The following is an 18,946-nucleotide window of genomic DNA, read 5'->3' on the forward strand; positions in this document are numbered from 1 at the left end:
CGGTGAGCTGAGCCGGTGAGCTGACACCGCCCACTCGGGCGGCCGCCAGCCGCCCTTGTCGATTTTGTCGCGACAACAGCGCCGATGCCGGGTTTGCGGCTGACATCGCCTACTTAACGGCAAAGATGACAACGAGTCGTTGTTACGCCCGGGTAGGGCGGTAATAATTCGTCCTGTGGGCATAGCTTCATTTGCGGGACGATTATCCTCAAGTTCGGATTGAACGATCCGCTGGCTGCTTCTGGGTCAACTTGAAGTATTGACATGCTTGCGCTCCGGTTGGGGCGCTGTTAGCCTTCTGTCCGTGGCCCGGTCAGGGGCCGGTAGGTCGATTTATTTCACCTGAGTTACGCCCGCCAAGACAGTCTCAATCAACCACCCCTTGGGACGTTCATGTCGACGATGTGGCCGAAGTGATGACCGCTGCCTCAACCGCTGATTCAACGCCGACTGATGGAGATCGTAAGAGGGATTTCCGGCTGTACTGGATAGCCGGGGCCGTCGACCAACTCGGGTCGCAGACCTCCGGCATCGTCTTTCCGCTGGTCACCCTCGCGATAACCGGTTCGCCCGCCGCCGCCGGTCTGGTGGGCGCGCTGGCCCTGGCCGGTCGACTTGTCGCCGCGCCTGCGGCCGGCGTACTGGCCGACCGGTTGCCCCGCAAGCGGATGATGGTGGCGTCACTACTGCTGGCCGCCGCCACGATGGCGGTGCTCTTCGTCGCGGTCGCCAGCGGTACGGCGACCCTGGTGGTGCTCACTGCCGCCGCCTTCGTCGAAGGGCTCGCCCAGAGCGGCTACGAGGCGGCCGGCGCGGGCTCGATTCGCCGGGTGCTGCCGGCTGACGACAAGAAGGCGCTGTCCCGGCTGGAGGCGCGCAATCACGCCGTACAGATCGTCGGTCCGGTTTTCGGTGGCGCACTCTACCAGATAGGCCGGTGGGTGCCATTCCTGGTGGACGCCGTGTCATATGTGGTGTCCGCATTTCTGGTCGGTGCGATCCGCACCGATCTCACCCCGGACCGTGCCGAACGCACGTCGTTCCTCACCGATCTGCGGGACGGCCTGCGCTTCGTGTGGCGGCAGCCGTTTCTGCGATTCGTGACGATCTGGGCTGCCGGGATCAATTTTACCTTCGGCGCACTCATCTACTACGCGATTCTGACCGCCGGGCAGCAGGGCGCGGCCGCGTCGTCGATCGGACTGGTGCTGACCGTGGCCAGCGTAGGCGGGTTGACCGGCGCGTTGCTGGCGCCCGCCGTGTTCAGCCGGATCCGGCCGATGACCGTCATCGTCGTCGCCTCCTGGGCGATGGTCGCCCTGGTCGCGGCCATGTCGCAGGCCCGGCAGACCTGGACGTACGGCCTGCTCTTCGGCCTGGTCTTCCTGCTCAGCCCGTTGCTCGGGGTCATCTTCCAGTCGCGGGTCATCGCGTTGACGCCGGACGAGCTACAGGGCCGGGTCGGCACCGTGATGGGCACCGCCGGCGAGGTGCTGCAGACCCCGGCGCCGCTGCTCGCCGGCCTGCTCGTCGCCTGGTACAGCCCGACCGCCGTTGCGCTGATCTTCGCCGCCGCACTGGCCGGGCTGGCCGTCTACACGACGGTCAACCTGCGCCAACTGCGCGCCGGGGCGGAGGACCCATCAGACGACGCGACGCCGACCGAACCCGACGTGACGTCGACCGAACCCGTGGCAGAGGAGGCACGCCGATGAGCCGTGAATACCGACTGTTCTACCCGGCGCTTCCGGCGGTCGCCGAGCACGCGCCGCACCGGGTGGTCTACGTCGGCGACGCCGACGGTCGATGCCAGATCCTGGCTTGGGACCGTCGGGCCGACACGGTCACCCAGCTCACCGACCGGGCGACCGGAACGATCCGGGCCGCGTTGGACCCGGCCGGCGAGACGGTGTGGTGGTTCGACGACGACCTCGCCGGGGTGGGTGTCTGGCGTACCCGCGACTTCCCGAACATCGCCACCGACCAGGTCACCTCGCCGGTCTCGGCTCCGGCGCTGCCCGGGGTGACGCCGGCGCGGCACGCCGGGATCGCGATGGCCGACGACGGAACCGCCCTGGTCGGGCTCGCCGACGAGGACGGCCTGACCCTGCACCGGCGCGACCCGCACGGGCGAATCACCGAGGTCACCCGGACCGCCGGGTACGCGTACCTGGTCGACCTGGACCCGACCGGTGAGCTGGCGGCGGTCGGCACCGACTCGGCCGCCGCGGACGCCGTGACCGTGGTCGGCCGCGACGGGGCCACGGTCGGGGTGGTGTCCGGCCGGCCGGATCGGCGGGTCTGGGCGCTCGGCTTCGCCCCCGGCGGCGGCGAACCCAGGCTGCTGCTCGTGCTGGAGCAGGACGACCGGTATTTCCCGGCGACCTGGACCCGGGCCGACGGACTGCAGCCGCACAGCTGGTGCTGGTTCGACACCGAGATCACCGCGAGCTGGTACCCGGACGGCCGGCGGATCCTGATTCGTCAGGACCGGCACGCCCATACGATCCTGCACGAGGCCGACCTGACGGTGCGGGCCAGCGCGGTACTGCCGACCCCGCCGGGCAGTGTGCTGGACGCGGCGGTCTGGCCGGACGGCGACGTCGTCTACATCTGGACCGACTCGCTGACCCCGCCGCAGCTGCGGTCGGGCCGTGACGTCCGGCTGCCGGACAGCGGCGCCGGCCCGGACCCGGCGGCGTCCGCCACGGTCGACGACTACCAGCGGCAGGAGCTGTGGGTGCCGGGGCCGGGCGGGCCGATCCACGTGCTGCTGACCACACCGAACGACGACCGGCGTACCCGTCCCGCCGTGTTCCTGGTCCACGGCGGACCGTCGCAGCACGCGCGGGACGCGTACGACCCGCTGGTGGAGATCCTGGCCAGCACCGGCTGCGCGGTGGTGCGTGCCAACTACCGGGGGTCCAGCGGCTACGGCTCCGCCTGGCGTAACGACTTCAGCTCCGGCGTCGGGCTGACCCAGGTCGCCGATCTGGCGGCGGTCCGCGAGCATCTGGTGACCGAGGGGCTGATCGAGGCGGGACGGGTCGCCCTGTGGGGCACCTCGTGGGGTGGCTATCTGACCCTGCTCGCCCTCGGTGTGCAGCCCCGGCTGTGGCGGCTCGGGGTGGCGATCAGCCCGATCGCCGACTACGCCGCCGCGTTTCATGCGGCGTCCCCGGCGGTCCAAGCGCTCGACGTGATGCTGTTCGGCGGCACCCCGGAGCAGGTTCCCGAGGCGTACGCCCGGTCGTCGCCGGCCAGCTACGTCGACCAGGTCACCGCGCCGGTGCTGCTCGCCGTCTCCAGCGACGACGTGCGCTGCCCGCCGGCTCCGGTGGAGCGGTACGCCGGCCTGTTGGCCGCCCGCCGCGTTCCGCATCAGCTGGTCCGCCGCCGGGCCGGGCACGACGACTTCGACGCCCGCAGCCATCTGTCGCTGATGCAGACCGTGCTGCTGTTCATGCAGCGGCACTTCGACGGCGTGCAGGAGGAGGGTACGGCGGTCGCGCTCGCCATGGCGCGGCCAGTCGGCTGACCTGTTCCCCGCACGTTGGCAGGTTCGGTCCGATCGGGAGAGGAGGTGAACGGTATGCGGAAGAACGTTGTCGAGAACGACCCGATCAACGGCAACCGCGACCAGCTTCGCAGCGCGAACGTCACGGTCACGGTCTCGGTCAAGATCAAGTTCTGATCCGGGTCGTACGGGGTGGAGGCGGGCGGGTCGCGCCCTGGCCGGTATCGCCTGACCGCCTCCATCCCATCGGCGCCGACCTCACCATCCCACCGGGAATCCTGTCCACCTCCGACACCCGCGCTGACCGGGTTCGTCGGTCGCGGCTCGCATAGAAGGGAAGGGCACATGCGGATCCTGCTGGTCAACATGCCGTGGTCATCGATCGATGTCCCGTCGCTGGCACTGGGCATCCTCACCAACAGCGTCCGCCAGAAGATGCCGGACGCCGAGGTCGAGGTGATGCACGCCAACCTCGACTTCGTCGACTGGGTGGTCGACCGACGTGAGTTCGGCCTCGGCGACTACTACTACTATTCGCTGTTCACCTACTTCTCCGGCTGCGGTGACTGGGTCTTCTCCTCCGCCCTCTACGACGACCCTGAATGGCGGGTCAGCGAGTTCACCCGCGTCGTCCAGGGCCAGATGTCCGAACGCGACCTGAGCCGCAACATGGACCTGCACCGGGCCGCGCCGGAGTTCATCGACGAGATCGCCGCCCGGATCGTCGACCGGGCACCCGACCTCGTCGGATTCACCTCGACGTTCCAGCAGAACACCGCAGCGCTGGCGACTGCCCGGGCGGTGAAGAAACTCGACCCCCGGATCCGTACCGCCCTCGGTGGGGCGAACTGCGACGGCGAGCAGGGTGCGGCGCTGCACCGCAACTTCTCCTTCATCGACTTCGTGGTACGTGGCGAAGGGGAGGCGGCTTTTCCCCAGCTGCTCGCCGCGCTGGCGGCCGCGCCAGCGGACAACCAGGGCGACTTTTCCAGCATCGAGGGCCTGTGCTGGGCCACCCCGGACGGCCGACACGTGGCCAACCCGATGAGCACCGCACCGCTGCCGCCGGCTGAGATCGTCAGCCCGGACTACACCGGCTACTTCGAGCGGCTGGCCCGCTCCAAGGCGAACAACTGGGTCGAGCCCCGGCTGGTGGTGGAAGGCGCCCGCGGCTGCTGGTGGGGCGAGAAGCACCACTGCACCTTCTGCGGGCTCAACGGATCGTTCATGCAGTTCCGCAGCAAGCATCCCGGCCGGTTCTACGACGAGATCATCGGACTGGTCGAGCGCCACCAGGTGCTGGACATGTTCGTCGTCGACAACATCCTCGACATGAGCTACGTCAACTCGCTGCTGCCCCGGCTGGCCGAATCCGACTACGACCTGCGGCTGCAGTACGAGATCAAGTCGAACATGCGTGGCCCGCAGGTGCAGGCCCTGGCCGACGCCGGCCTGGTCAGCGTCCAGCCAGGCATCGAGAACCTGAACAGCCGGGTGCTGAAGATAATGGACAAGGGGGTGACCGGCTGCCTCAATGTGCGGATGCTGCGCGACGCGGAGACCAGCGGCATCACCATCGCCTGGAACTACCTGTACGGCTTCCCCGGCGAGACCGACGCCGACTACCAGTCGATCATTGACCAGATGCCGGCCCTGCACCACCTCTGCCCACCCGACGGCAGCACCCGGATCGCCATCGAACGGTTCAGCCCGTACTTCGTCAAGCCGGAGCTCGGCTTCACCGACCTGCGGCCGGCCGCCCAGTACCGGCTCATCTACGACCTGCCCGAGTCGGAGCTGATGGACCTGGCGTACATCTTCGACACCCCGACCCAGGGCATCGACGAGGACCTCGCCGAGACCCTCGACCGGGCCGTCACCAGCTGGCAGCACGAGTACGCCCGCAGCCGGCTGACCCACCACGACCTTGGCACCGAGATCGTGCTGGTCAGCGAGCGGCGGCAGTTCGACTGGCACGTGCTGCGGTTGACGGATCCGACCGAGATCGCCGCCTTCCGGCAGCTGGACCAGCCGCACAGCGTCGCCTCACTGGCCCGGCGGATATCCGCGTCGGAGGAGGCGGTGGCCACGCTGCTCGCCCGCTGGAGCGACCTCGGCCTGCTGTTCAGCGAGGCCGACCAGTTCATCCAGATCGCACCGCAGGCGATGAACCAGGACCTGCTCCGCATCGACCACCTGCACCAGGAGCGGGCCGCCGCGCAGGCGGAAGCTGCGTCGACGGACCCGGCCACGTCCGCCGGGCACCCCACGCCCGAGCCCGCGCTCACCGCTGTCTGACAGGAGCACCGCGTTGATCAGCACCGACATCGAGGCACCGCCGACCGGGCCGGTCGTGGTCCGACTGCACCGGGACCACGATCCGGCGGTCGCCGACATTCCCGGCATCGACCTGGGCACGGCCGAGTTCACCGGGCTCGCCGCCGATACCGTCGCGGACTGGCTCGACCGGGGGGTACGCAAGGTGGCGCTGCCCGGCGTCGTCGACCTCACCGCCGCCGGCTCGGTGGCGGCGGCCGACGCGGTCCGCCGGCTCGTCCTGGTCCGGGAGCTGACCAGCTACGCCATCGAGGTGGACTGGTCGATACGGCTGCCGGGCGGCGACGGCGACCTGTGGCGGGTGTACGGGCATCTGCGTCCGCCAGCGACGGTCGAGATCGTCGGCGCCGACCCTGAAACCGATCCGGGGACGGTGGCCGCTGCCGCCTGGCGGGACGCGTTCTACTTCGACAAGTGCACCTACCGGCGTGGCCCTGGGTTCGTCCAGGTCCGGGATCGGCGGGCTGGTCGGCTCAACCTGCTGACCATCGACGACCCGGCCTACCTGGCGGTGCTGGAGCAGTTGCTCGACGGTGCCGAGATGACCACTGTCGACCTGGACATCGCCCGCGAGTTCGGCGAGGAAGGGCTGGTCACGAAGGTGGGCGACCGACTGGTCTGGTTGCCGCACCGGCTGCGCCGCTGGCCGCTGCCGTCGATGGTGGTGTGACCTCGTCGCCCATCGCCTCCGGCGGGACGCCGGTCCAGCGGGAGTACGCGCTGTCCACGAAGTACGCCTCGCCCGGATCCCAGGTGTGCCCGGCGGGCCGGCGATGGTAGAGGTAGCCGAGCGGGTGGGTGCGGTAGATCGTCGCGCCCTCCGCCCGGAGCCGCTCGATCAGGCCGAGGTCGACCGAGCGGGGCACCGGCCGCCAGCCCCCGACCGCCTCCAGATCACCCTTGGCGAGCAGCATCGTGCCGCCGGCGACCACATCGCCGTACGCCTCGGGAATGCCGGACGATCGGCGCAGGGTGACCCTACGGTCTTCCAGGTAGACGAACTCGGCGCTCTTGCCGACCAGGGTGGCTCCGGAATAGTGCCGGGCCAGCACCAGGTCCCAGACGTGTTCGGCACCGTAGCTGTCGTCGTCGTCGAACTTGGTGACCAGGGTGCCCCGGGCCCGTCGGGTGGCGGCGCCGAGCGCCGCCCCGAAGTCCGTCGTCTCCGGCAGGTGCACCACCTCGAACGGGCGGCCCGCGTCGGACAACGCCCGGCGGGCCGGCTCCGGCAACTCGATGCCGTGCAGGCCCAGGATGATTTCCATCTCCGGATAGGTCTGCGCGATGATCGCGGCCAGCGCGGTGGTGACCAGCTCCGGCCGCCGGGTGATCAGGACCGCGCTGACCGATGGCGGCCGACCGAGTGCCGGCAGCCCGTCGTCGGCGAGGCCGGGCAGCCGCAGCCCTGCGGCGTGGCCGCGCATCGCGGCCCGGCGCTGCCGTACGCTGCGCGCCTCGACAGCCAACGACCCGTCCGGCCCGGCTGATCCGGGCGGCTGTCCGGTGACGAGCATGCGTAGCTGCGGGTCGAGCAGGTCGGCCACGGCCGGCGGCAGGATCGGGGCGTGTACGAGTACCCCGGTCGCGGCGAGCTGGACCAGCAGCCCGGCGGTCTGCTCGGGGTGTTCACCGGGCACCAGCCGACAGCGCACCGCGCGGACCTGCCGCAGCGCGGCCAGCGCCGCCGCGTCCAGCCCGGGGCCGGTCAGCGACCCGTATCGGGTCGATCCGCTGGTCGGTCCGCGGAACCTGGCCCCGGACCGGTCGGCGCGGGCGAACTCCAGGGAAATCTCTGCCGCCTCCGGCCGGTACGCGGCAGCCAGCCGGCCACGCGGGTTGATCCGTTCCGCGTCGATCAGCACGAGCCGCTCGCCAGCGGGCGTGGTGACCGCGTGCCCGGCGCCGGCCAACCGGACACCGTACGCCGCGCCGCGCTCGCCCTGCGGGCCGGTGGCATCCCGGCCGGGATCCTGCGGGCCGGTGACGTCCCGGCCGTCCAGCACCAGGTCGTGGGCGCGGATCTCGTCGCGCTCGGGCAGCGGGCCGGCGGTCAGCACGGTCGCCCCCGCCGGCAGGTACGCCGGCGGGGCACCAAGGGCGGTGAGATCGGCGGTGCCGGGGGACGGCATCGGCCGAGATCCGTCCAACGCGCGCAGCGCCGCCCGTACCGCCGACCGCAGCGGCACCGGGGCGGCGAGCGCCAGCCGGACGGTGGCCGCGCCCCGGCGCAGCCTGGGCAGCCCGACCCGGTGCCGACGCAGCTGCGGCAACGTGCCGATGCTGCCGGACCAGCCGAGCCCCGGATACCGCCACCAGACGACGACCACGGTGGCAGCGCGTACCGGCTGACCGGCCGACGGGTGGTGGGGCAGGTCGCGTAGCCGGTCCACGGTGCCGGCGATCACCAACGCGCGCCGGATACCGGGTATCCGCAGCACCCGCAACCCCACCGCGCGGCCGAGCCGTTCGGCGGGGTGGGGTGCCGGTAGTCCGGTGAGGCGCCAGGTGATCCGGCTGCCGGCCGGCGCGGAGGCGTCGGAGCCGGCGTCTCGCCTCACCTGATCGCCCCCTCCTCGGCTTCGTCGTCGACCGCACCACCTCGGGCGGGTACGGTGCCGGGCCGCGCCGCCGCCGGCGGTGTCCGACCGGCTGTGGTCGGCCGCCCACCGGCTCCAGTGGCTCCGCTGGTCCGGTCGGCCCGGCCGAGCAACCGTTTGCGCAGTGACCAGACGGCCATCAGCGTTCGATAGAGAGAGTAGGCGTTCGCCGCGACGAGTCGGTGCTTGATGGTCTCGTTGCCGTTGCCGTTGCCGTTGCCGTTGCCGTCGCCGTTGCCGTTGCCGTCGCCCGGGACCGGGTATCCGCCGACTGGCCGATGCTGGTGGTAGAGCTCGCAGGTGCGCCGGAAGTAGCGCCGCCGGTGGGACCTGGGGACCCGGTGCCGGTGTCCGAGCACCTGCAGGCAGTGCCAGATCATCCGGCCAAAGATCAACGGGCGTACGCCGGCGGCCCGGCCCGGGTGGGCGTCGAGGTAGGTGAAGACCCGCTGCCACTGGTCGAAGACCTCGAAGTGCCGGTCGCTGACCGTCCGGGTGATCGCGCCGTCGTCATGCTGCCGGTACGCGTAGCAGTCGCGATCCAGCACGGCGATCCGGTCGATGGCGACCAGCAGCGGGATCACGAACGAGACGTCTTCGTACCAGCCGGACTGGAAGGTGATCCCGGTGTCGACCAGCCGGTCCCGCTTGATGATCTTGTTGCAGGCGATCCACAGCACGTCGAGCAGCCCCGGCTCGTCGGCGAAGCGGAAGACCTCCGGAAGTTGGCGGCCGGGGGCGATGCCGGTGACCGGATGTTCCTCAGCCCGGCCGTCGGGGTAGATCCGGGAGTACCCGGTGATCAAGATGTCCGGGTCGGTGTGCTCGACCCGGTCGGCGACCGCGTCCAGTGAGCCGTCCGGCAACCAGTCGTCGCTGTCCACGCACCATACGTAGCGGCCGCTGGCGTGGGCGATACCTGCGTTGCGGGCGGCGCCCAGCCCGCTGTTGCGGTCCAGGGTGACCACGGTGATCTCGGGGTGTCGCTGTGCGTAGCTGGCCAGAATGGCGCTGGACCCGTCATCGGAGGCGTCGTCGACTGCCACGATCTCCACGTCCGCCCGACGCTGCGCCAGGACCGAGTCGAGGCACGCTGCGAGGTACTTCTCGACCCGGAACACCGGGATGATCAAGCTCAGCAGTGCCATCGGTGCAGCGCGCCTTCCACGTACGTCGGTGCGTCGGTCCGGCGGCGGGGGTCAACCGTCGGTCCGACATCGTCCGTCGGGTAGGGGAAGGGGGCCCTGGCAAAAGGCTAACAGCTGGTGACCAGTTGGCGAACGTCCGGGACTTTCCCGCCCATGTCACCGATCGTCGCCCACCCGACGTCTATCTCAGCAGGGATCGGACACCGGCAGGTCCACACCGGGGAGGGTGCCCAGGCATGGGAGTGCAGCGTGTACGGCGCGGCTGAGATCATCTTGCCCGGGCATGTGGCGGGCAGGCCGCGACCCGCCGTCGACCGGGTGGTATCCGCGTCAACGGCCCTGGACGGGTCGAGGACGGCGGACCGGGCTCCGTCCGGGGTGGTGGAGGAGTTCGCCGCGTTCGCCTCGGCCGCAGCGCCACGGTTGCGCCGCACCGCCTACCTGATGTGCCGCGACTGGCATCTGGCCCAGGATTTCACCCAGACGGCACTGGCCAAGATGTACGCCGCGTGGCAGCGGGTGTCCCGGTTCGACAACCTGGAGGCGTACAGCCGCAAGGTGCTGTTGCGGGTGGTGCTCGACCACCGCCGCCGGCTGAGCGCGCGGGAGCTGCCGGTCGCCAGCCCTGGTGAGGACGGGGATCCGGCCCGGTCCGCCCGGCCAGATCTGCGGGTCACCATGATCGACGCGCTCGGCTGTCTGCCGCCCCGCGACCGGGCGATCGTGGTGCTGCGCTACTGGGAGGACCAGAGCGTCGAGACCGTCGCCGAGACGCTCGGCGTCTCGGTGTCGGTGGTCAAGACCCAGAGCCGGCGTTCCCTGGCTCGGCTGCGGGAACTGCTCGGCGACAGCCGCGCCGACCTGTTGGCCGAGGACCCCTGATCGGCCGCCGGCCAGTCGACGTCAGTGATCGGTCGGTATCAGCGGGTGGTCAGGCGGCGCAGCCGTTGGCGGCCCCGGCGGGCCACTCGGACCCCGCGCCGCGCCGCGCGTCCAGCCTGGTAGCGGGCCATCCGGCTCCACCTTGCCGGCGTCGCGGCGGCGGTGACCAGCGGGTCCGAGACAACCAGACGCAGCCCACGGCGGCCGGGTGCGACCCACACGGCACGGCCCCGGGCGGTCAGCGTCGCCCGGGTGCCGGGCGCGCCCGGGGTCGGCGGGAGCACCAGCTCGGCACCGTCGTCGCGGGCGACGATCCGCAGCGCGTACCGGCCGCGGGGCAGCGTGGCCAGCGGTACGTCGGCCTGCCATCGGAGCCGGCCGCCGCTGCTGTCGGCCACGGTCAGCGGCAGCCGTAACCGGGTGTCGCCGATCTCCAGTACCAGGTCGTCCCGCTGGTCGCCGGGTGCGCCACCGGGGCCGGGCAGGCCGCACCACCCGGTCAACCGGACCATCTCGTCGCCGGCCGGGCCACCGCGACGGACGCTGCGCACACCGACGGTCGGCGCGGGCACCCGCAGCAGGTCCCGGTAGCGGTCCCAGCGCGGATGGTCCAGGTAGAGCTGCCCACCGCACAGCCGTACCGGGCCGGCGTGCCGGGGCTGGCGTACTCCGTCCGGGTCCTGCTCGTAAAGGGCCACCGCGCGTAGCCCGGCGTGCGGGTTCCGGCTGAACTCGGCGGCGACCGGCACCGGTACGTCGGCCAGCAGCGCCGCCATCCGGCGGGTGAAATCGGCCAGCTGCCCGTCGTCGAGGGCGTCGGCGGCCCGCCCGGCGTAGTGCAGCTGCATGTACGCGACCCACCGTCCGATCGCCCCGGCCACCTCGGGCGCGACGTCGGAGCTACCGGCGACCAGCCGCTCGATGATGTTCAGATGCTGCATGATCTTCGCCGGCCGAAACCGGCCTTCCATGATCGATGAGCCGTTGCCGCGTTGCCGGTAGAGGTAGACCAGTCGCGGGCTGAGCGCGGTCAGCGGGGAGCGGACCAGCAGCGGGACGGTGAACAGGACATCCTCGAACGCGCTGCCCTCGGTGAACTCGGCCCCGACCTGGTCGACCAGGTCGCGGGCGAACACCTTGTTGCAGGCCGACGGGTTGCCGATCAGCAGCGGGGCCTCGGCGACGGACCCGATGGTGCGGGCCGGGCCGACGATCTCCGCCCGCCAGGGCGGGCTGGGCCGGGGTGGGAAGCCGTGCATGTCGCCGACCGCAACCGGCGCCCCGGCCCGATCGGCGATGTCGACCAGGTGGTCCAACCCGCCGTCGGGGTAGAGGTCGTCGGAGTCCAGAAAGCCCAGGTAGTTGCCGGTGGCCAGGCGTACCCCATGGTTGCGAGCGGCACCGAGACCGGCGTTGTCCTGCCGGACGTAGCGGACCCCCGGCGCCCGCCGGGCGTAGTCGCGGGCGATCTCGCTCGACGAGTCGGTGGAGCCGTCGTCAACGACGACGACCTCGATCTCGGTCCGCCGCGGCTGGCGGTCGATCGACGCCAGGGCCGCGCCGAGCCAGGCCTCGGTGTTGTAGACGGGTACGACGACGCTCGCCCTCGGGGCAGCCACGATCACCTCTCGGCGGGTTGTCCGACGGTGCCGCGCCGCTTCCGGCGGCGGGCCGGGTATGCGGTGGCGGCGGCGGTCAATCTACCGCGCCCGGGTGGCCGGTGCCCCTCAGCACGGCTCGCCGGCCGCCGGGTGCATGATGGCGGACGTGCTGGGGAAACTGCAGACCGAACCGGTCCGGAGCCGACTCGACCTGGTGGCCGCGCCGGTGGCCGCCGCCGTCGAGCAGTGGTCGGCCGAGGTGCTGGTCGACGTGGATGACGTGGTGGTGGCGCCGATCGACCCCGAACTCGCCGACACGGCCGCCTTCTGCGCCGCATACGGGGTCGCGCTCGACGAGTCGGCCAACTGCGTGGTGATCGCCGGCAAGCGGGGCGGTGCCGTCCGGTACGCCGCCTGCATGGTGCTGGCCACCACCCGGGCGGACGTCAACGGGACGGTCCGCCGGCTGCTCGACGCCCGTAAGGCGAGCTTCGCCCCGATGGCCGACGCGGTACAGACGACCGGGATGGAGTACGGCGGGATCACCCCGATCGGGCTGCCGCCGGAGTGGCCCATCCTGGTCGACGCGCGGGTGGTGGCGCCGCCGCACGTGGTGATCGGTTCCGGGGTGCGGGGCAGCAAGATCGTGCTTCCCGGTCCGGCGCTGGGGGTACTGCCCAACGCACGGGTCGTTGACGGGCTCGCGGTCCCAGCCGGCACCTGACCGGGCTCGCGGTCCCAGCCGGCACCTGACCGGGCTCCGCCGGGGTGAGACTCGGCGTCGGTGACGGTACGGTGATCGGCGGGCGTCGGGTCAGCGTGGACACCGGTGAATCAGTCGGCGGTATTCCGGTGACTGAACGGTCGTTCAATTCGGCTAGACACACGGTTAGGCTGGCCAGGTGACGGTAGATCAGCAGGCGGCAACGACGGACAGGGTGGAGCCGGGCGCGCCACGGCGACGCTCACGTCGCGACGAGATTCTCCAGATCGCGGTCGGGCTCTTCGCGGCCCGCGGCTACCACGGCGTGTCGATGGACGACATCGGGGCCGCTGCGGGGGTCACCGGTCCCGCTCTCTACCACCACTTCGCCGGCAAGGAGGCGATGCTCGCCGCAGCGCTCATTCCGGTCAGCGAGGAGCTGCTCGACGGCGGCCGCGCCCGAGTCGCGGCGTGGCCTGGCGACGCAACCGCCGCGCTCGCCTCGCTGATCGAGTTCCACGTCGAGTTCGCCCTGGCCAACCCGGCGGTCATCGCCCTGCACCTGCACGAGCTCGACCGGTTGCCGGAGGAGCCGCGTCGGCGGATCCGGCGGCTGCAGCGGCTCTACGTCGAGGAGTGGGTGGCAGTGCTCACCGCGCTGCGCCACGACCTCGACGCGGCCGAGGCCCGCGTGCTGGCGCACGCCGCGTTCGGCCTGATGAACTCCACCCCCTTTCTCGGCGGCGAGGTCAACCGGGAACGACGGGCCACCCTGCTGCGAGCCGCCACCCTCGCCGCCCTGCACGGCTGAGCAGCACACCGGGCCCATCCCCGCGCCCGGCACCGGGCGCCGCACCCCGCGAGGAGAGACATGATCGAGTCGCTGCTGGTGGCCAACCGGGGCGAGATCGCCCGGCGGATCATCCGTACCGCCCGACGGTTGGGGGTCCGGACCGTCGCCGTGCACTCCGAGGCCGACGCCGGCATGCCCTTCGTCGCCGAGGCCGACCAGGCGATCTGCGTCGGGCCAGCGCAGCCGGCGCAGAGCTACCGTGACACCGAGGCGATCCTGGCCGCCGCCAAGAGCAGCGGCGCGCAGGCGATCCACCCCGGCTACGGGTTCCTGTCGGAAAACGCCGGCTTCGCTCGCGCGGCCGAGTCCGCCGGTCTGATCTGGGTCGGACCGGGTGGTGACGCGATCGAGGCGATGGGCGACAAGATCAACGCGCGGAACCTGATGTCCGCCGCCGGGGTTCCGGTGGCCGCCGGCAGCACCGAGCCCGCCGAGACCGTCGAGGCCGCACTCGACGCCGCCGCGACCATCGGCTACCCGGTGATGGTCAAGGCCGCTGCCGGCGGCGGCGGGATGGGCATGGGCGTCGCGGCCGACGACGCCGCGCTGCGGACCGAGTTCGACAAGGTCCGGGCGTTCGCCGCGCGCATGTTCGGCGACGGGTCCGTGCTGATCGAGCGCTACTTCACCCGGGTACGCCACGTGGAGGTGCAGATCCTCGGCTGGCGGGCGCCGGACGGCACCGACCGGGTCGTCGCCCTCGGCGAGCGGGAGTGCTCGGTGCAGCGGCGCAACCAGAAACTCGCCGAGGAGTCGCCGTCGCCGGCGGTGAGTGCCGAACTCCGGGCCGGGCTGCTTGCCGCCGCCGTACGGGCCGGGGAAGCGGTCGGCTACCGCAACGCCGGCACGGTGGAATGCCTGCTCGATCCGACCACCGGCGAGTTCTTTTTCCTGGAGATGAACACCCGGCTGCAGGTCGAGCACCCGGTCACCGAGCTGGTCTACGGCGTCGACCTGGTCGAGGAGCAGTTGCGGGTGGCCGCCGGGCTGGAACCGACGTTCGACCCGGCCTCCCTCGCGCCGCGCGGGCACGCGATCGAGCTGCGGATCAACGCCGAGGACCCGAAACGCTTTCTGCCCGGACCGGGCGCGATCACCGCCTGGTCGGAGCCGACCGGCGACGGGGTCCGGGTCGATTCCGGGTACGCCGCCGGCACCACCGTCACGCCGTTCTACGACTCGCTGATGGCCAAGCTGATCGTCTCCGGCGCCGACCGGGCCGAGGCGATCACCCGGGCCCGGGCCGCGGTCGCCGGGTTCGAGGTGGCCGGGCCGAAGTGCAACCTGCCGTTCTTCGCCGAGCTGCTGGAGCACCCGGAGTTCGTCTCCGGCGACTACGACACCGGCATCGTCGGCCGGATGCGGGCACGGTGACCTTCACCGGATCCCATTGAGTGGACGGCACGGGCGCGGGATGCTGGACGGATGGCAGCGACGCCCCTTCCCGAGTCCGTGTCGATCCGCGAGGTCGGGCCGCGTGACGGCCTGCAGAACGAGCAGCCGATCCCGACCGAGGGCAAGGTCCGCCTGCTGGACGCGCTGTCCGGCACCGGCGTACGCCGGATCGAGGCGGTCTCGTTCGTCCACCCGAAAGCGATCCCGCAGATGGCCGACGCCGACGAGGTGTGGCAGCGGGCCCGGCGGGCGCCCGGGGTGCGCTACTCGGCGCTGGTGCCGAACCTGCGGGGTGCCCATCGAGCGCTCGACGCCGGCTTCTCCGAGATCGAAGTGGTGGTGTCGGCCAGCGACACGCACAACCGGCGCAACGTCAACCGGCCCACCGCCGAGTCGCTGGACGACATCGCCGAGCTGATTGCGCTGCTGCACGCCGCCGGGGCGCACGTCGAGGTGATCGTGGCGACGAGCTTCGGCTGCCCGTACGAAGGGGATGTCGACCCGCAGCGGGTGGCCGGGATCGTCGACCGGGTGGTGGCCGACGGGGCGGACCGGGTGGCGTTCGGCGACACCACCGGGATGGCCACCCCGCGCCGGGTCCGCGAGCTGGTCACGGCGGTGCGTGACCGGCAGGCGGCCGTACCGGTGCTGCTGCATTTCCACGACACCCGGGGTACGGCGTTGGCGAACCTGCTGGCCGCGCTGGAGCTGGGGGTCACCGAGTTCGACGCCAGCGTCGGCGGCCTGGGTGGCTGCCCGTACGCGCCCGGGGCCAGCGGCAACGTGGCTACCGAGGAGGTGGTGCACATGTTGCACGACATGGGCGTCGAGACCGGGATCGACCTGGATGCGCTGCTGGCCGCCGCCGAGCTGGCGGAGGAGCTGGTCGGCAGGGAGCTTCCCTCCGGGGTGCTGCGTGCCGGCCCGCGTACCCGGCTCACCCCGACCAGCTGACCCGCCGGCGGGGGGTCGCGAGGGCGACCGCCGTACGGTAGCCTAACGATCGTTTAGTACGGGCTGGCGCGAGGGGGCGGCGTGACACTGGACGGTGAGGCGCTGGACCGGCTCGACAAGCGGATCCGGGCCGGCGGTGCGGAGAAGTACCATGCGGCCAACGCCGCCCGGGGCAAGCTGTTCGCCCGGGAACGGGTCGACCGGCTGGTCGACGCGGGATCCTTCGTGGAGGACGGCCGGTACGCCAACGCCCTCGCCGACGGGCTGCCCGCCGACGGTGTGGTCACCGGCACCGCCACCATCGACGGTCGACAGGTCTGCCTGATGGCCAACGACTCCACGGTCAAGGCCGGCTCGTGGGGCGCCCGTACCGTCGAGAAGATCATCCGGATCATCGAGCGGGCGTACGACGCCGGCCTGCCGATGGTCTACCTGGTCGACTCCGCCGGGGCCCGGATCACCGACCAGGTCGACCTGTTCCCCGGCCGGCGCGGCGCGGGCAAGATCTTCTGGAACCAGGTGCGGGCCTCCGGGGCGATCCCGCAGGTCTGTGCCCTGTTCGGGCCGTCGGCCGCCGGCGGTGCCTACATTCCGGCGTTCTGCGACGTGGTGGCGATGGTCGAGGGCAACGCCAGCATGTACCTCGGCTCGGACCGGATGGTCGAGATGGTCACCGGCGAGAAGACCACCCTGGAGGCGATGGGCGGTGCCCGGGTGCACTGCGCCGAGTCCGGCGTCGGGCACTTCCTCTGCAAGTCCGAGGACGACGCGCTCGACGTGGTCCGCCGCTACCTGTCCTACCTGCCGGCCAACTGGCGACAGCCGCCACCGGCGACGACGGCCGGCGACCCGCCGGCCGGGATCGACCTGGCCGCCCTGGTGCCGGCGAGTGAACGGCAGGCGTTCGACATGCGCCGGTTCGCCAAAGGACTGCTCGACGAGGGCAGCTTCCTGGAGATCCAGGCGCTGTGGGCCCGCGAGCTGACCGTCGGCTTCGGCCGGCTGGCCGGCCAGGTGGTCGGCGTGGTCGCCAACAACTCGATGTTCAAGGGCGGGGTGCTCTTCGTCGACTCCGCCGACAAGGCGACCCGGTTCGTGCAGCTCTGCGACGCGTTCAACGTACCGCTGCTGTTCCTGGCCGACGTGCCCGGCTTCATGGTCGGCAGCGCCGTGGAGAAACAGGGCATCATCCGGCACGGCGCGAAGATGATCAGCGCGATCTCGGAGGCCACCGTACCCAAGATCTGCGTCGTGGTCCGCAAGGCGTACGGTGCCGGGCTGTACGCGATGGCCGGCCCCGGATTCGAGCCGGACGCCACCCTGGCCCTGCCCACCGCGAAGATCGCGGTGATGGGCGCGGAGGCCGCGGTCAACGCGGTCTACGCCAACAAGATCGCGGCGATCGACGATCCCGACGAGCGGGCCGGCTTCGTCGCCGCCCGCCGCGCCGAGTACGAGCGCGACATCGATCTGACCCGGCTCGCCAGCGAACTCGTCGTCGACGACATCGTCCGGCCCGAACAGTTGCGTGCCGAACTGGTCCGGCGGTACGCGGCGGCCGCCGGCCGGGACCGGCACTTCTCCCACCGCCGGCACGGCGTCACTCCGGTCTAGCGGCACCGCAGGTGCGGCGGCCGGTGCCAGTGGCAGCCGATTGGGCTTCGAGTCCTCCAGAAAGGATCTGAGCATGGACTTCAGGCTGACCGACGAGCAGCAGGCGCTGCGGGAGAGCGTCCGCGAGTTCGCCCGCGAGGTGATCGCGCCGGTGATCGGTGACTACTACCAGCGGCACGCCTTCCCGTACGACATCGTCCGTCAGATGGGCAGGATGGGGCTGTTCGGGCTGCCGTTCCCGGAGGAGTACGGCGGGATGGGCGGCGACTACTTCGCGCTCTGTCTGGTGCTGGAGGAGCTGGCCCGGATCGATTCCAGTGTGGCCATCACCCTGGAGGCGGCGGTCTCGCTCGGCGCGATGCCGATCTACCGGTTCGGCACCCCGGAGCAGCGTGAGCGGTGGCTGCCGGAGTTGGTCAGCGGGGCGGCATTGGCCGGTTTCGGGCTGACCGAGCCGGGATTCGGGTCCGACGCCGGGGGGACCGCCACCCGGGCGGTGCGCGACGGCGACCATTGGGTGATCAACGGTTCGAAGGCGTTCATCACCAACTCGGGTACCGACATCACCTCGCTGGTGACGGTCACCGCGGTGACCGGGACCGGGCCGGATGGTTCGAAGGAACTGTCCACCATCATCGTGCCGGCCGGGACGCCGGGGTTCACCGTTGCGCCCGGCTACTCGAAGGTCGGCTGGTGTGCCTCGGACACCCACGAGTTGACGTTCGACGATTGTCGGGTTCCGGCCGATAATCTACTGGGTGAGCGGGGTCGGGGGTTCGCGCAATTCCTCCGGATTCTCGACGAGGGGCGGATCGCGATCGCCGCCCTCGCGGTCGGCCTCGCGCAGGGGTGTGTCGACGAGTCCGTCCGGTACGCGGGTCAGCGCCGCGCATTCGGCCAGCTCATCGGCGGGTATCAGGCGATTCAATTCAAGATCGCCGACATGGAGGTACGGGCGCACACCGCCCGGCTGGCCTACTACGACGCGGCCGCCCGGATGCTCGCCGGTGACCAGTTCAAACGTCAGGCCGCGGTGGCGAAGTTGCACGCCAGCGAGTGCGCCGTGCAGAACGCCCGGGAGGCGACCCAGCTCCACGGTGGTTACGGCTTCATGAACGAGTTCCCGGTCGCGCGTTTCTGGCGTGACGCGAAGATTCTCGAGATCGGCGAGGGCACCTCGGAGATCCAGCGAATGATCATCGCTCGTGATCTTGGGCTGGCCGCCGCTTGATGATCTTGTAAGGGCGCTCCGGAGGGCACCGCACCTCACCGGTTGTGTCGGAAATCCGTTCCTTTCGGGTCGTCAGCCTGACGCAAGGCTGACCCGGGCACCCCGCAATGCGTA

At 71.2% G+C, this 18,946-nt stretch carries 14 protein-coding genes; 11 read left to right on the forward strand and 3 right to left on the reverse strand.

Annotation, left to right across the window (positions count from 1 at the left end):
* Positions 1-416: 416 nt before the first annotated feature.
* The 4 genes from ACFHWU_RS03435 (at position 417) to ACFHWU_RS03450 (ending at position 6,524) form a co-directional block, all read left to right on the forward strand.
* Positions 417-1,715: an MFS transporter gene (locus ACFHWU_RS03435; protein WP_416569147.1), complete on the forward strand. Its 1,299-nt coding sequence runs from the start codon at positions 417-419 to the stop codon at positions 1,713-1,715.
* Positions 1,712-3,538 (forward strand): prolyl oligopeptidase family serine peptidase, encoded by a 1,827-nt coding sequence (locus tag ACFHWU_RS03440; RefSeq protein ID WP_416589789.1) that lies wholly within the window; start codon positions 1,712-1,714, stop codon positions 3,536-3,538. The genes ACFHWU_RS03435 and ACFHWU_RS03440 overlap by 4 nt, the downstream gene beginning before the upstream one ends.
* 324 nt (positions 3,539-3,862) lie before the next feature.
* Positions 3,863-5,815, forward strand: a complete 1,953-nt coding sequence (locus ACFHWU_RS03445; protein ID WP_416550939.1) for a RiPP maturation radical SAM C-methyltransferase — start codon at positions 3,863-3,865, stop codon at positions 5,813-5,815.
* Positions 5,816-5,828: 13 nt separating this feature from the next.
* Positions 5,829-6,524 (forward strand): DUF5825 family protein, encoded by a 696-nt coding sequence (locus ACFHWU_RS03450; RefSeq protein ID WP_416550940.1) that lies wholly within the window; start codon positions 5,829-5,831, stop codon positions 6,522-6,524.
* Here the strand turns inward: ACFHWU_RS03450 and ACFHWU_RS03455 are convergent.
* Complete coding sequence (locus ACFHWU_RS03455; RefSeq protein WP_416589790.1) at positions 6,448-8,412, reverse strand: glycosyltransferase; 1,965 nt, start codon at positions 8,410-8,412, stop codon at positions 6,448-6,450. The two genes, ACFHWU_RS03450 and ACFHWU_RS03455, sit on opposite strands and share 77 nt — an antisense overlap.
* Entirely contained in the window at positions 8,409-9,599 is a 1,191-nt protein-coding gene (locus ACFHWU_RS03460; protein ID WP_416589791.1) for a glycosyltransferase family 2 protein, read from the reverse strand. Before ACFHWU_RS03460 ends, ACFHWU_RS03455 begins: the two co-directional genes overlap by 4 nt.
* 249 nt (positions 9,600-9,848) lie before the next feature.
* Between ACFHWU_RS03460 and ACFHWU_RS03465 the strand changes: the two genes are divergently transcribed.
* Positions 9,849-10,481, forward strand: coding sequence for a SigE family RNA polymerase sigma factor (locus ACFHWU_RS03465; RefSeq protein WP_416550943.1), 633 nt, complete (start codon positions 9,849-9,851; stop codon positions 10,479-10,481).
* A 38-nt stretch (positions 10,482-10,519) separates the two neighbouring features.
* Here the strand turns inward: ACFHWU_RS03465 and ACFHWU_RS03470 are convergent, their stop codons facing one another.
* Entirely contained in the window at positions 10,520-12,100 is a 1,581-nt protein-coding gene (locus ACFHWU_RS03470) for a glycosyltransferase family 2 protein (RefSeq protein ID WP_416569141.1), read from the reverse strand.
* A gap of 151 nt (positions 12,101-12,251) precedes the next feature.
* On the opposite strand from ACFHWU_RS03470, the gene ACFHWU_RS03475 reads away from it, so the two are divergent.
* From ACFHWU_RS03475 to ACFHWU_RS03500, 6 genes are all read left to right on the forward strand, one after another.
* The gene (locus tag ACFHWU_RS03475) at positions 12,252-12,806 is read left to right on the forward strand and encodes a YbaK/EbsC family protein (RefSeq protein WP_416589836.1); all 555 of its coding nucleotides are present in this window, start codon (positions 12,252-12,254) and stop codon (positions 12,804-12,806) included.
* Positions 12,807-12,984: 178 nt separating this feature from the next.
* Positions 12,985-13,596: a TetR/AcrR family transcriptional regulator gene (locus ACFHWU_RS03480; protein ID WP_416550945.1), complete on the forward strand. Its 612-nt coding sequence runs from the start codon at positions 12,985-12,987 to the stop codon at positions 13,594-13,596.
* A gap of 60 nt (positions 13,597-13,656) precedes the next feature.
* Positions 13,657-15,012 carry an acetyl-CoA carboxylase biotin carboxylase subunit gene (locus tag ACFHWU_RS03485; protein ID WP_416589792.1) on the forward strand — a complete coding sequence of 452 codons (1,356 nt, stop codon included), beginning with the start codon at positions 13,657-13,659 and terminating at the stop codon, positions 15,010-15,012.
* 51 nt (positions 15,013-15,063) lie between these two features.
* On the forward strand, positions 15,064-15,987 hold the full coding sequence (locus ACFHWU_RS03490) for a hydroxymethylglutaryl-CoA lyase (protein ID WP_416589793.1): 924 nt from the start codon (positions 15,064-15,066) through the stop codon (positions 15,985-15,987).
* Positions 15,988-16,068: 81 nt separating this feature from the next.
* Positions 16,069-17,601, forward strand: a complete 1,533-nt coding sequence (locus ACFHWU_RS03495; protein WP_416589794.1) for an acyl-CoA carboxylase subunit beta — start codon at positions 16,069-16,071, stop codon at positions 17,599-17,601.
* Positions 17,602-17,674: 73 nt separating this feature from the next.
* The gene (locus tag ACFHWU_RS03500; RefSeq protein WP_416569139.1) at positions 17,675-18,832 is read left to right on the forward strand and encodes an acyl-CoA dehydrogenase family protein; all 1,158 of its coding nucleotides are present in this window, start codon (positions 17,675-17,677) and stop codon (positions 18,830-18,832) included.
* Positions 18,833-18,946: the final 114 nt, after the last annotated feature.

This window comes from Micromonospora sp. LOL_015 (genome assembly GCF_048060275.1).
GTDB lineage: Bacteria > Actinomycetota > Actinomycetes > Mycobacteriales > Micromonosporaceae > Micromonospora_E.

Excerpts from the sequence above, each read along its gene's own strand:
- ACFHWU_RS03435 (WP_416569147.1), top strand. The coding sequence starts at position 417 with ATGACCGCTGCCTCAACCGCTGATTCAACGCCGACTGATGGAGATCGT.
- ACFHWU_RS03460 (WP_416589791.1), bottom strand. The coding sequence starts at position 9,599 with ATGGCACTGCTGAGCTTGATCATCCCGGTGTTCCGGGTCGAGAAGTAC.
- ACFHWU_RS03485 (WP_416589792.1), top strand. The coding sequence starts at position 13,657 with ATGATCGAGTCGCTGCTGGTGGCCAACCGGGGCGAGATCGCCCGGCGG.
- ACFHWU_RS03440 (WP_416589789.1), top strand. The coding sequence starts at position 1,712 with ATGAGCCGTGAATACCGACTGTTCTACCCGGCGCTTCCGGCGGTCGCC.
- ACFHWU_RS03500 (WP_416569139.1), top strand. The coding sequence starts at position 17,675 with ATGGACTTCAGGCTGACCGACGAGCAGCAGGCGCTGCGGGAGAGCGTC.
- ACFHWU_RS03490 (WP_416589793.1), top strand. The coding sequence starts at position 15,064 with ATGGCAGCGACGCCCCTTCCCGAGTCCGTGTCGATCCGCGAGGTCGGG.
- ACFHWU_RS03445 (WP_416550939.1), top strand. The coding sequence starts at position 3,863 with ATGCGGATCCTGCTGGTCAACATGCCGTGGTCATCGATCGATGTCCCG.